General features: G+C 63.4%; 12 protein-coding genes. 1 reads left to right on the plus strand and 11 read right to left on the minus strand.

The features are described 5' to 3' along the window. Positions 1 to 190: 190 nt before the first annotated feature. A complete protein-coding gene (locus ACIBW9_RS30180) occupies positions 191 to 598 on the plus strand; it encodes an ATP-binding protein (RefSeq protein ID WP_398960205.1) in 408 nt (135 codons plus the stop codon). Between the two features lie 68 nt (positions 599 to 666). Here the strand turns inward: ACIBW9_RS30180 and ACIBW9_RS30185 are convergent, their stop codons facing one another. The 11 genes from ACIBW9_RS30185 to mycP (ACIBW9_RS30235) all read right to left on the minus strand — a co-directional run bounded on the left by ACIBW9_RS30185 (position 667) and on the right by mycP (ACIBW9_RS30235) (position 11,780). Then, a complete protein-coding gene (locus ACIBW9_RS30185; RefSeq protein WP_398960206.1) occupies positions 667 to 1,218 on the minus strand; it encodes a hypothetical protein in 552 nt (183 codons plus the stop codon). Next, complete coding sequence (locus ACIBW9_RS30190) at positions 1,215 to 1,841, minus strand: hypothetical protein (RefSeq protein ID WP_398960207.1); 627 nt, start codon at positions 1,839 to 1,841, stop codon at positions 1,215 to 1,217. Before ACIBW9_RS30190 ends, ACIBW9_RS30185 begins: the two co-directional genes overlap by 4 nt. Positions 1,842 to 2,094: 253 nt before the next feature. Then, on the minus strand, positions 2,095 to 2,709 hold the full coding sequence (locus ACIBW9_RS30195; RefSeq protein ID WP_398960208.1) for a hypothetical protein: 615 nt from the start codon (positions 2,707 to 2,709) through the stop codon (positions 2,095 to 2,097). Between the two features lie 11 nt (positions 2,710 to 2,720). After that, positions 2,721 to 3,221, minus strand: coding sequence for a hypothetical protein (locus tag ACIBW9_RS30200; protein WP_398960209.1), 501 nt, complete (start codon positions 3,219 to 3,221; stop codon positions 2,721 to 2,723). Positions 3,222 to 3,442: 221 nt separating this feature from the next. Further along, entirely contained in the window at positions 3,443 to 4,642 is a 1,200-nt protein-coding gene (locus ACIBW9_RS30205) for a putative T7SS-secreted protein (RefSeq protein WP_398960210.1), read from the minus strand. An 80-nt stretch (positions 4,643 to 4,722) separates the two neighbouring features. Beyond that, positions 4,723 to 5,049: a hypothetical protein gene (locus tag ACIBW9_RS30210; RefSeq protein WP_398960211.1), complete on the minus strand. Its 327-nt coding sequence runs from the start codon at positions 5,047 to 5,049 to the stop codon at positions 4,723 to 4,725. 150 nt (positions 5,050 to 5,199) lie between these two features. Further along, positions 5,200 to 6,561, minus strand: a complete 1,362-nt coding sequence (mycP, locus tag ACIBW9_RS30215; RefSeq protein WP_398960212.1) for a type VII secretion-associated serine protease mycosin — start codon at positions 6,559 to 6,561, stop codon at positions 5,200 to 5,202. Between the two features lie 452 nt (positions 6,562 to 7,013). Then, positions 7,014 to 8,363 carry a type VII secretion-associated serine protease mycosin gene (gene mycP / locus ACIBW9_RS30220; protein ID WP_398960213.1) on the minus strand — a complete coding sequence of 450 codons (1,350 nt, stop codon included), beginning with the start codon at positions 8,361 to 8,363 and terminating at the stop codon, positions 7,014 to 7,016. An 86-nt stretch (positions 8,364 to 8,449) separates the two neighbouring features. Continuing rightward, positions 8,450 to 9,994 (minus strand): hypothetical protein, encoded by a 1,545-nt coding sequence (locus ACIBW9_RS30225; protein WP_398960214.1) that lies wholly within the window; start codon positions 9,992 to 9,994, stop codon positions 8,450 to 8,452. A gap of 37 nt (positions 9,995 to 10,031) precedes the next feature. Continuing rightward, a complete protein-coding gene (locus ACIBW9_RS30230) occupies positions 10,032 to 10,385 on the minus strand; it encodes a hypothetical protein (protein WP_398960215.1) in 354 nt (117 codons plus the stop codon). 93 nt (positions 10,386 to 10,478) lie between these two features. Continuing rightward, on the minus strand, positions 10,479 to 11,780 hold the full coding sequence (gene mycP, locus ACIBW9_RS30235; RefSeq protein ID WP_398960216.1) for a type VII secretion-associated serine protease mycosin: 1,302 nt from the start codon (positions 11,778 to 11,780) through the stop codon (positions 10,479 to 10,481). Positions 11,781 to 11,854 lie beyond the last annotated feature (74 nt).

Below are 11,854 nucleotides of genomic sequence, written 5' to 3' on the forward strand. Positions count from 1 at the left end.
TCGGGTGTCAGATTACGCGAATGACTTGCACTGTACTAAGTTTCATACCTACCGTCAGTGACGCAACGCACGCTGCGGACTTCGGGGCTCCGGAAGCGCACTGCTCCGTCCTGCCATGACGGCTGCGGAATGCCACCGCCCGCACTCCCGCAGCAACCGCCAATTCCCTTCCTTCGACAGGAGTTTCGCCATGCCCGAAACCGAACCCTGGGAGTACTCCCTATGCATCCCGAACGACCCACGCGCGGTCACCATCTGCCGCCGCACCGTCCGCCTGATCCTCACGATGCACGGCCTCATCCGCCACGTGGACACGGCCGAACTCCTCGCGACGGAGCTGACCGCCAACGCCGTACTCCACTCCAAAGGACCGGCTGCCCTGCGCCTACGGTGGCACAACGGCGTGCTGCGCATCGGCGCCTGGGACGCAGACCCCAAACCGCCCGAACCCCCTTCGAACCTGGCCGACTTGGTCGATGCGGAGCGAGGCCGCGGCCTCGCTCTGGTCCGCGCCTGCGCCGACGCATGGGGCTGGCAGCCGCTGTCCAGAAATGGCAACCGAGGAAAATACGTATGGTGCGAGGTCGCTGCCGCGTAAGTCGCATGGCCAGACCGGCGGGAGGCAACCATCCGGCCGTGGCAGACGATCAATGGGGCCGGCCCTTCCTATGGGGTCGGCTCCGCGAGCATGGCGATCCAGCTCAGGCTGCCCATGGGGATCGCGACCAAGACGACATAGATCATCCAGTCGGCCACCCTCTGGCGCCGCGAGCGCTCTCGGGTTTGGGATTCCCGGCGCCGGGACGCTCCGCGTGGCTTGATCGCTCGGTACGCGAGGCACCCAAGGATGGCCACGCAGACCGAGACCTGCCACAGCTCGCCCACGACGCCCCAGAACCCGACCCGCTGAATCGTGTCAGGCTCCACTCCCTGCCGTGCGTCGAACTTGGTGCCGTCCGGGTAGTCGTGCCCGGTGTCTTTGAGGTGCACGTAGACAGCGTCGTCGGCAGAGCCGCCGTCCGGCGTGAAGTGCCCGTAGCACTCGTAGTTGGAGTGCTTACGGGTGTGGCTGGTGTTGACGCAGTCGTCCACCTTGTACGTGCCTGGGGTGCCGTAGGCGCCTGCGGACAGGGCAAGATCGGCGGTCGCGTTGACACACCAGAACGCGGTCACCAGGGCGAGGACGGCACCGCACACCCAGCCGAATATCCGCATCATCCGTGCACCAAGATCCTCGGCTCCTTCTCCAACAGCCTGGAGATACCGGCCTGTTCGGCAAGGGCCCTGCGCTGCGGGTCGGCTTGGGCGCGCTCCTGCTCGCACTTCTCCCAGTCCGCGGGCTGCACGAAGAGCATGTCGTTGCTGCCCGGCAAGATCATGACGCCGCCAAAGGCCAGGTCACCGGCGAACCAGGCACCACCCTCCTCGGCCTCTTTCGGCCAGCGGCGCACCGTCGAGGCGTTGATCGCCCGCAGAGAAGGGGCGCCGTGCTGCCCGCGCACTGACAGCCGGACGGTGTGCACATCTCCGAGGTACTTCCATTCAGAGTCCTTCTTGGACACACGCGTGCGGTACTCCAAGGGGTAGGTGTGCAGCACCTTCTCGCACACCGTGAAGCGCGACCCATGACGCAGTCGGAGGACGAGATAGATCAACACGAGCAGAGCGGCAGGGGCACAGAAAGCGGGCAGGGCAGCATCCCAACCGGCCAGACGCGCCACGATCGGCACAGCGAAAAGGATCACAGCGAGCGCTAGGCGCGTGGCAATGTGCCGGTACAGGAGGGTCCGGTTGTGCTTAAGTACCTGCGCAATGTCGGGCGTCTCGGGTGTTTCGTCCATGAGGAGGGTTCAGTCCTTGTCCGAGGTGGTTGCCCATGGCCGCATGGTCCGCGCACGCTCGCTGCCCAGCGTCGAAGCCGACTTCGCCGAATAAGGGGTGCCCGCGTACAAGCCACCCCGAGACGGATGTCCCGGATGTGCGTCCGAGAGATGGAGAGCGGACGGAAGGGCGGCGCCGTGTTCATCGTGAGGGCGTTGTTGTCATACAGTCTGCCACTGCGCTCGCCAGCCACGCCGGCCACGCAACTGTCTCCTACCACTTCTTCCGGTCGATCCCGGCGCGCTGGGCGCGGTCCAAGGCGTCAGCGTCAGCCTTTGCCCTGCGGGACGCCAACTGTTCCCATTGTCGGGGCTTGCTGAACATCGGGGCTTGACCGCCGGGAATCGCGACAATTCCGCCGAAGCGTTCGTCGCCCGCGAACCAGATGCCCGAGGCCATGTCTTCCTCCCATGTGCGGTGACGTATCACCGGGCTCATGACCAGCTCTGGGGACCAACGCCCGGAGCCATGGGAAATCTTGACGACATGGGGACTCCGGGGTCGTCGTTCGTTTACGTCGAGGCGATGCACGCCCGGTCGCTTTTCCCACGGATAGACACGAAGGACCCGCTCGATACGCCGCAACCAGCGGAAATTAGCGATGACGACTTGAAGCATCACCAAGCAGATAATCCACACGAGGACGGGTGCGAACCCGACCGGGCCGACGCCGAGGGCGATGAGCAGCCCGGCAGCGACAGCGATGAGGACTATCAGCGCCAGACGTATCCACAGTCGCACGCGAAGCGATCGGCAGATTTCCTGCATTCGTGGATCATCCAGGGCGTTTCCGGAGGGCAGAGGCGTCTGCAGGCCGTCGGCCGACAAGTAATTCCCACTCATCCGAATGTCTTTCGCATGTCATCCTCGAGTGCTCGTTGTCGAGCGGCCAGGCCCGGACTCGGCCCTTCTGGGTCATCGAACGTTACGGTGTGGGCCATGGCCAGCAAGATCTCCCGGTACTCGGCCTCGTAGGCCAGCGCGGCCGTGGTGAGCTGCATGAGGTAGACCGATGAGCCCGTGCGGTTGGGGATCAGTACGGTGCCGCGCCAGACCCGATCCTCGGCATCGTCGGGGTCCGCACCCTCACGGGCGGGCGACGCCGGAGCTCGCTCTATCTCATCGGTGAACAGGGCCGGCCCACAGGGCAGGTCGACCATGGTGGCCTCGGTGGCACCTCCTGCGCCCAGCGCGTCGAGCGCCCCGGCGAGCGCGAGCGCAGGCTTGATCCCCTCAAGCGGCTGTTCGGCAACCGTCAGCACGGACACCATGAACGCGGAGCCGTCCTCCTCGGGATGGGCACCGATGGAGACATGGATGACTCCCTGCTTCTCCAGCATGCCCAGGATGCCTCCGAGCAGGTCCAGGAGTTGCTTAGGAGAGGGATCGGTCTGTGCTGCCCTGGGGATGTCCCGGAGCGCCTCCCAAGCTCTTCCGAGTGATTGCTGCCAGTTCTCCAGGGGTACGGGGAAGTACCCATCGGGCGGCCAGAACCACATGCTCTCAGCGGGCTCCCGCGGCGGGGCGGACGCCGGTGCCGGACCGCGCGGATCGTTCGCTGTCATCTGAACACCGCCGTAGCAAGGCCCTTGACGTCGCTGACGACGTCCACCACACCGTCGTAGGCGGGCTTATTGAAGGTGGAGGCGGAATTACCGACCTGGTTGACGTTGTCCCGGGTCTTGTCCTCCCCGATCGCCCCGTGGTCCACGAGGTCGGAGTACAGGGTGGTGCCCGCGCCAAGGCCCGCCAGCCCTCGCTCCATACCGCTCGCTCCAGCGGCGCCGCTGTTGGCTACACGGCCGGTGACCTTCACAAGGTTTTGGCCGAACTGGGCCGCCTTGTCCGCGGCTGACAGCGCCGTCCCTGCCCGGGCGGCAGCGGCGGCGCCCTTGATGGTGCCGCTGGCGGCCCGAGCAGCCACACCGACGCCGGGCAACATGCCGAGGACGTCACCGCCGATCGAGGTGGCAGCACCCAGTGTGTCCATGTTGGGTGGCCAGTGCGCCAGGTCCTGCAGGGCGCCGTCCCCGATGTCATTGCCCAACTGGACCGCACTGCACAGGACGGAGACCGCCAGCAGAGCAGGCGACCAGGGGCCAGGAATGAGGGCCAGGAGGCCGGCGATGGCACCGATGGTTCCGGCGTGTTCCAGCAGAAAGTCGCCAGTGGCCTTGATGCCGTCCCAAATGGCATCCACGGCTTTGCTCAGCCAGCCAGGTTCCCGCGGTGCCAGTTTGTCTGTGGCATCGTCGAGTGACTTGGCGACTGTCTCGGCGCTGTCCGTGTGCGAGTGCTCCAGCGCCTCCGCCTTGGCGATGATGTCGTTGTACTCGCCATTGGCCTTGTTCAACGCGATGGTCGCTTCGTTGAGGCTGTGCTCAGCCGCCCGCAACCGCGCAGTCGCTGCGTCAGCTTCCTCCTGTGTGGGGAACTGTTGGCCCGCGAGCCTCAGGTCCGGATGCTTCCCGGCCTGTGCGTGACGTTCCTTGGCCGACGCGACCGCAGACTTCTTCTCGGCGGCGGCAGCGTCGTACTTCTGCGCCAAATCGCGGTTGGACGTCAGATCGCCGTCCCATATCCCCAGTTGGGCCGCAGCCTTCTCCAATGAGCGGGCTGCATTCTTGATGTACGTCGGCAACTCACCATCGATGGCGTCCCGGAACGCCTTCGCCGCATCGCCCTGCCAATAGCTACTTTCACTGATCAGTTTGTTGAGCTGCGTGTGACAGTTGCGGAGTGAAGTGGCGGCCGAAGCCACCTTCTGCCTCAGGGCGTTGACCTCACTCGGGCTACCCGGCACGGGATTCCAACCGAGGTGGGGGTAGGGGTTCGCCACCATTACTTTGCGCCCTTCTGCCCCGAGGTTCCCTGTGCTTCAATGTTTTTGAAGGCCTTTTCCAGGGTCTCTTCGACTTCCTCGTACGCCTTCTTGTTGGACTTCACGCCCTCGCTAACGGCCTCGATCATCTTCTTGGTCTGCTCCGATCCGTACTTCCAGCGCTCCTGGAAACCGTCACAGGCCTCGTCGAGACGCTGAGTCCCAATCTGGTCAGCACGGACGTGAGCCAAAGCTGCCCGGGCCTCGTCCAGATCCCTGATGCAGCCCTCTAGGGTCTTGAGGAACTGCCCCAGCTGATCTGTATCCGTCTTGAAGTAGTCCCCCATAAAATGGCTCCTTGAGCGATGTGCAGTTGCAAGAGCGAGGTCACGAGAGCAGACGATGCGCCGCGGATTCAGCGTTCATGTCGGAGAGAGAGGAAGCCGGCTGCGCAGCCGCGATCCATAATCATCACCTCATCCGAAGAAAATGAAGAGCTACTGGCCCTGATACGGGGGCTGTTGGGAGTAAGGATTGGCGTGCTGCGGAGGCTGAGCAGGAGGAGTGGGGTACCCGTAGCCCTGGTTGGGGGGTGGCGCGGGATACTGGTGTTGACCGGCCGGAGGGATCACTTGCTGGGGCGGGTAGCCCAGGCTCTGCGGGTAAGTCCCGCCGGGAGGGCCGCCATTCATCGAATTACGACGACTGCGAGTTACGACGACGACGGTAACGGCAGCGATGACTACCACGAAGCCGATAATGCCGACGAGAAGGACAATTGCACCCATTGAGGAAGATCCGTTCTGGTTCTCCGGTTGGTTCGCCGCGGTGTCGTTGCCCCCGGACACCTCTCTAGCCAATTGAATGTGCCCGAGCGGATTCCCTCTAGTACCCTTGGGGATGCTCATTGTGAGGGCTTTGTAGGGGCGTACGATGCCGTAGCCATATTCTTCATCCGGAGCCTTCAGGCCCTTGTGATGAAGGAACGAGGCCGACTTGATCAAACGATTAATGACCTGACCGGCACTGAGGTTGGGGTATTTGGCACGCACCAGGGCAGCAGCAGCGGATACATAAGCAGTTGCGTCCGAGGTCCCATCAGACATGCCGTATTTCGGCGATCGATTACTGTTCGCAGAGACAATGTCAGCACCGGGAGCCATGAGGGTCAACCCCTTCCCGCTATTGGAACCATCCCAGCGATTCGCATTCTTATCGACGGCACCAACGGCTACAACCCCGGGCAGTGCTGCGGGCTCGGTTACGGCAATAGACCCATCGTTTCCCGCAGCTGCAACGACCACAACATCGTGCGCTTGCGCGTATGCAATCGCTTGACGACCATCGAGCAGCGTCTTGCCGCCATCGTTGCCGAACGAGAGATTGACGACCTTTGCGCCATGGTCAACGGCATATCTAACGGCAGCGCCCCATGTCTCGTCCAGATTTCTGTCAGCTCTCGTTTGAAGAGTGCGCAGCGGCAAAATCTTTGCCTTAGGGGCCAGCCCCTTCACACCGGACTCGTTTCCCACACCGTGGCCGTGCCCAGCGATAAGGCTGGCCATTCCAGTGCCATGACCCACGATGTCCTCATGGGCGTTCCCACCGCCCGTGAAGTCCTTCCCCTTGAGTACCTGCCCCGTCAGATCTGGGTGATTGGCATCCACACCGCTGTCTACAACAGCGACGGTGACACCCTCACCCTGAGACTCAGCCCATATGTCTCTCACTGAGAAAACGTTTAGGGCCCACTGTTGGTCTCTGACGTAGTCTGCTGAGGCAGTGGGGGCCGAGTTCAGGAGAAAGGCTCCCGCCAATGCCGTGATCCATGCAGCCGCCCAGATCCGCTTGATTCCCAACTACTCTCCCCAGATAAGTTACGATCCGTCATCGTGCTGATATGCACTGACAAACGGCCACCACGCGAATCACCCGACGAATTTCCCCACGCAATTAGGCTCCGCTGCGCGCGTCACACTTCCTGCCTGGCACATCGGACGTCAACTGCGCAGTGCAGGCAATAACCACTGAGCAGGTCCGCAACACCAGCGGACCGAGAGGCCGCTGTGGGCGAGGACCGAGTGGCCCGAAGCGGCCGCCGATGCTTTCACGGAGCCGGCCAACGGCCACCGCTCTCTTGATGCCGTTGTCTCAGCGCGATCACTACCGATGAGTACGCGGCAGACGGAGGTCAAAATAGCTAGTGGCTTAGATCAGAGGGACTGACGAACACCCACAGCACGAGCGCAGACGTGAGTGGTCATCGACGCCACTGCGTATATCTTGAGCTGATCCTGGAGCGCACGTACTGCTACTGCCCTTGTTGTGGGGGCTGTTGGGCATAGGGGTTGGGGTGTTGCTCGGATTGGCCTGGAGGTGTGGGGTAGCCCTCGTAGGGAGCCGTGTTGGGGTACTGCTGGTAGCCCGCTGGGGGCTGGGGCGGGTAGCCCGTGCCATGCGGGGGCGTGCCACCGCCGGGGCCGGGACCACCATTGCCGCGGTTTCGGCGGCTGCGGATTACTGCGAAGACGATGCCGATGACGACTGCGGCAGCTGCGATGCCGACGATGAGAAGGATGTTGCCCGAGGATGAATTGTTCTTCTCTTTGGCTTGATTCGTGCTGTCGTTGCCTGCGGAGGCAGCGCCGGACTCCGTGGATGTGGGCGGCGACGCCTGGGCGAGGGGGCCCTCCTTGGAGCCCTTGGGGATGTTCATCGTCAACGCCATGTACGGGCGGATGATGCCGTAGCCGTACTGTTCGTCAGGCGTCTTCTTAATGTCATGTTTGAGGAAAGTAGCCGATTTGATCAGGCGGTTGATGACTTGTCCAGCCGTGAGGTTGGGGTATTTGGCGCGAATGAGAGCAGCGGTAGCCGAGACATAAGCAGTGGCATCAGACGTACCCGTTCCCTTCGAATACCCACTGGGTTGGCTGGGGTCAGCCTCGATGATATTGACACCGGGAGCCGTGAGAGTCACTCCCTTACCATAATTGGAGCCATCCCAGACGTTCAGTGACTCGTCAACTGCACCTACAGCTACCACTCCTGGAAGCTTCGCAGGGTAGGACAATTCAGCGATTCCGTCGTTTCCAGTGCCAGCCACAACAACAACGTTGTGCTGCTCCGCATACGCAATTGCTTTAGCACCCTCAGAACCAGGAGTGGCGAGAGAATCGGTGAACGAGAGGTTGATTACACCCGCACCCTGATCAACCGCATACCGGATTCCGTCAGCCCATTTATCGTCATTAAAATCGTCGGAATGAGCAGCCTTGATTGGGAGAATCTTGGCCTTCGGTGCCAGGCCAATCACACCGTTGGAATTGTTCGCCCCGTGTCCTTGCCCTGCGATAATGCTAGCCATACCGGTACCGTGACCGCTGGTGTCATTGTGAGCGTTGTTGCCCCCTGTGACGTCTTTACCCTCCAGCACCCGGCCAGCCAGGTCAGGACGGCTTGCGTCTACGCCAGTGTCGACAACGGCAACCGTCACCCCTTGCCCCTGTGACTCCGACCAAACCTTTTTGAAGTTCATGACGTCTATCACCCACTGCTTATCGCGGATGTAATCCGCTGAGGCAATGGGTGCTGAAGTGAGGAGCAAGGCGCCTGTCAACGCCACAACTCCTGTCGTGGACGAGACTCGCTTGAAACCCAATTCCTTGCTCCTCACTCACAGCTACGGCTGGGGTGCCAGCCTATACATGGGCAGACGACGGCTTTTCGTCCAGTCCGCTTGTATGCTTACTCGATGGTCCGCGGAACGTTCCGGTTGCGGTCCTCTTCCGAGATCCAGGTCTCTTCATCCTCGACCAAGTAGTCGGGGCGGTCGCCCTGGCTGTTCTCCTTCTTACGGCGGTCCTTGCCGCCTGCTCCAGCTGCACCGGCCTGGGTTCCACCCCGGCTGCCGTGCAAGCCTGCTCCGCCGCCGGCGCCCTTGCCGACCCCCTTGGCCGCACCGACCACACCGCCACGGGCCCTTGCGAGGGCCCCACGACCTCCAGCGCTGGCACCACCTCGACCAGCTGCACCGAGGCCTCCGCCACCCATGCCGCCCATACCGGCTCGCCCTCCAGCACCACGGCCCGCTGCCGCGCCGCCAGCCAAACCACCGCGACCAGCTAGGGCACCGAGTCCGCCAGCAGACCCCTCCGCAAGGCCAGCAGCTCCGCCAGGCACCCCAAGACCTGCGCCCCGTGCTCCACCGATACCGAGGCCGCCGCCACCACCGACGCCAGCTTCGCCAACGCCCGTGCCGGAACCAGTCCCAGAGAGGCCAGGAGAGATGCTGTCCACATTTGTCTTAGCCGTCGGAAGCTGCGAGCTGGCCGTCGGAAGCTGCGCGCCTCCCGTAATGCCCGGGTCACGCGGCACCGTAGGGGCCGGCTTGATGCTGCTTGTCGAACCAGCGCTCCACGGCTTGTTTGCCGCACGTCCTGCGCTCGGTCCCCCCGCGGAACCACTCGGTACTGTGACCGGAGGAGGCATCGTCACATTGTTTTCTGGAGGGTTGACACCCTCTCTGTGGTTAATTGCCCCAGCACTGTTGAGGTTTTTCGTATAGACCTGGTAATTGGCCGCCAGGTCCTCCATAACCGCCACGGCTTGCAGCCTCCGCTCCATCTGGAGCGACAAGTTCTTCTCATCCGCCTTGGCGACCGTATCGGCCCTGACGCCTGCAGCCAGGTCTTTCTTCATCTGGGAGTCATCCCGGCCATCGTCGTTCAGCTTGTCGCTCGCGCGCTCGGCCAACGAGGGTTCCTTGATGTCCTCCATTTTGGCCTTGGAAGCATCGAGATCCTTACTGACCGCGAAGAGCTGCTCAGCCGTGAAGTTGGCGTGCGCAGCACCATTCCGAAGCTGGACTCCGATGTCGGCGGCCTTCTTTCGAAAAGCTTCAGCTGCTTGGCCTTCCCAGTGCTGCAGGACGTTGTCGACAGCACTCTGCAGCATGCCCGCAACGCTGTCCTTCGCCGAAACCTGGTCCACACCGCCGGTCTTGCCATCGCCATCGCCACCGGACAGGATGTTGTGGACGTTCTTCCAGTGGCTCCCAGCCTCGGCAATCTTGCCAGGTTGGGAATCCAGGATCATCGAGCGCAAGCCGTTGATCGAGTAGGAGATGAAGTCCGTCTTGAGCCCTGTGGGACGACCACCCTGTCCATTGTGTGCGACCTTGTCGGACTCGATGAGGCGGTCATGTTCCTTCTGGTGCTCTGCCTTCCTTTCCCTTTCTTGGTTTTCCGCGTACTTCTGGCTGTCCCTGTAGTCCCCTGCCGCATCGGCCATGGCCCACACTCCCCTCGTCAGTGCTTTTCCGGAACGGCTACTGCGCCAACTGATTGTTCGTGGAGCCGCCCGAGTCGCCCCCCACGCTCGTCTTGATCTCGTGTTCCTTGTCGTTGTACTTGTCCCGGACCTGCGAGGTCTTCGTACTGAAGTCGTCGATCAACTCGTGGAGCTGCTTGATGATTTTCTCGATCTTCGCCTTCATATCGCCGTGAGCCCCGTGCAGGTCCGCGGCCTCTGCGAAGTAGCAGCTCTGGCCGAAGGCGTCGAACGGGATTTCCGTCTCGTACTTCGACGTGGTGCCGGCCTTCTCCATATCGTCCAGCAACCTCCAGAGCCTACGGATGACCTCATCCAGCGCGCTCAGATCAACCCGCATCCCGTCGCTCATACCCCGTTGTCCTCTCCCCTGTACTTCAAGTTGTCAGCACCTCTCGGTGCCCAAGTCATCGCCCACATCGGCCGATTCGGCCGGCGAGGCCGCCTACCCGACCCGCCCAGCCCCTCCAACCCGCCGACTCCGCCAGTCCCGCACAGCCACCCCGCTCCCCGCAATAACCAACACCGCCGCGAGCCCCGCGCCCACCACATAAATGGCTGTCCGGCGCTCTCGTTCCGCCTCGCTTTCGCCCATGGTCACCGCCATGGGTACGACCCCGCCGGAGCCGGCCTTCACTGCCGGATCGGGGGTCGGGGAGGAGGCTGGTTTCGAGTCGTCCGACAACGCCGCTACCGGGTCGATGACGCCCCAGCCGATGTAGCGGTTGGGGCCACGCCCCGGGCGTTGGGCCGTTTCCTCGATCCGGGTGGCGATCTGGTCCGCCGTCCAGCCCGGGTGCTTCTGCTTCAGGAGGGCTGCGACGCCCGCGACATATGGCGCCGCGAAGCTTGTGCCGTCGGCTGTGCACTGGCCCTTCTTGGGGACCGTCGAGACCATGTCGACGCCCGGTGCCGCGACGTCCACGAAGTCGCCCGCCTGTGAGAAGTAGGCGCGTTCGTCGTTGCGGTCGGAGGCCGCCACCGCCAGGACGCCCGGGTACGACGCGGGATAGGTGTTCGCTGACTTGCCGTCGGCTCCGTCGTTGCCGGCGGCCGCCACGATCAGGGCGCCCCGCTTCACGGCCGCCGCCACGCTGTCCCTGAGCAGCTGGTTGTCCTGCTTGTCCGCGGTGTCCGAGGAGATGTTGATGATCTTCGCGCCCGAGACGGACGCGTCATGGATCGCCTGGGCCATGGTCTTCGAGTTGCCCTGTTTGTTCTCGCCGCCCGTGTAGCGGTAGGAGACGATCTTGGCGTCCGGCGCGATGCCCTCGAAGCCGGTGCCGTCGATCGGGCGGGCGGCGATGATGCCCGCCACCCGGGTGCCGTGGCCCTCGATGTCCTTGTTGGCGGGGCCGTCGACATAGGTCTTGCCGGCGCCGGCCATGGCATCGCGAAGCTGCGGGTTCGAGCTGTCCACGCCCGTGTCGATCACCGCGACCGTCACGCCCTTGCCCGTCGCCTGCCCCCACATCTGGTCCAGCAGGATCCGCTGGAGGGACCAGGGGGTGGACTTGATGACGTTGCCGCCGAAGACGCATTCCGTGCTCGCCGCCAGGCCGAACTTCGCGCCGCCGGAGGCAGGGCCGTCGGAAGCGAAGGCCGGCGGTGCCGACACCACGCACAACCCGGTCACCGCAAGCACGCCGAAGACCCGCTGCAGTGCGCGGGTTCCACGGTTGCGGTCGTGGCGGTCGTTGCGGCTACGCGAACGGGCTCTGCGGCCCTCCACGTTCAGGCCCCTCATGTTCAGGCCCCCAGGGCTTCCTGACGTACCGATGCCGGACGTCCCGATGACGAGTGCGGAGTTGATGACGAGTG

It is taken from the genome of Streptomyces sp. NPDC049541, assembly GCF_044465725.1.
Classification (GTDB): Bacteria; Actinomycetota; Actinomycetes; order Streptomycetales; family Streptomycetaceae; genus Streptomyces.

What these genes read in the sequence shown, in the direction of transcription:
- ACIBW9_RS30180 (WP_398960205.1), top strand. Translation starts at nt 191, where the DNA reads ATGCCCGAAACCGAACCCTGGGAGTACTCCCTATGCATCCCGAACGAC.
- ACIBW9_RS30185 (WP_398960206.1), bottom strand. Translation starts at nt 1,218, where the DNA reads ATGATGCGGATATTCGGCTGGGTGTGCGGTGCCGTCCTCGCCCTGGTG.
- ACIBW9_RS30190 (WP_398960207.1), bottom strand. Translation starts at nt 1,841, where the DNA reads ATGGACGAAACACCCGAGACGCCCGACATTGCGCAGGTACTTAAGCAC.
- ACIBW9_RS30200 (WP_398960209.1), bottom strand. Translation starts at nt 3,221, where the DNA reads ATGCTGGAGAAGCAGGGAGTCATCCATGTCTCCATCGGTGCCCATCCC.
- ACIBW9_RS30210 (WP_398960211.1), bottom strand. Translation starts at nt 5,049, where the DNA reads ATGGGGGACTACTTCAAGACGGATACAGATCAGCTGGGGCAGTTCCTC.
- ACIBW9_RS30225 (WP_398960214.1), bottom strand. Translation starts at nt 9,994, where the DNA reads ATGGCCGATGCGGCAGGGGACTACAGGGACAGCCAGAAGTACGCGGAA.
- ACIBW9_RS30230 (WP_398960215.1), bottom strand. Translation starts at nt 10,385, where the DNA reads ATGAGCGACGGGATGCGGGTTGATCTGAGCGCGCTGGATGAGGTCATC.
- mycP (WP_398960216.1), bottom strand. Translation starts at nt 11,780, where the DNA reads ATGAGGGGCCTGAACGTGGAGGGCCGCAGAGCCCGTTCGCGTAGCCGC.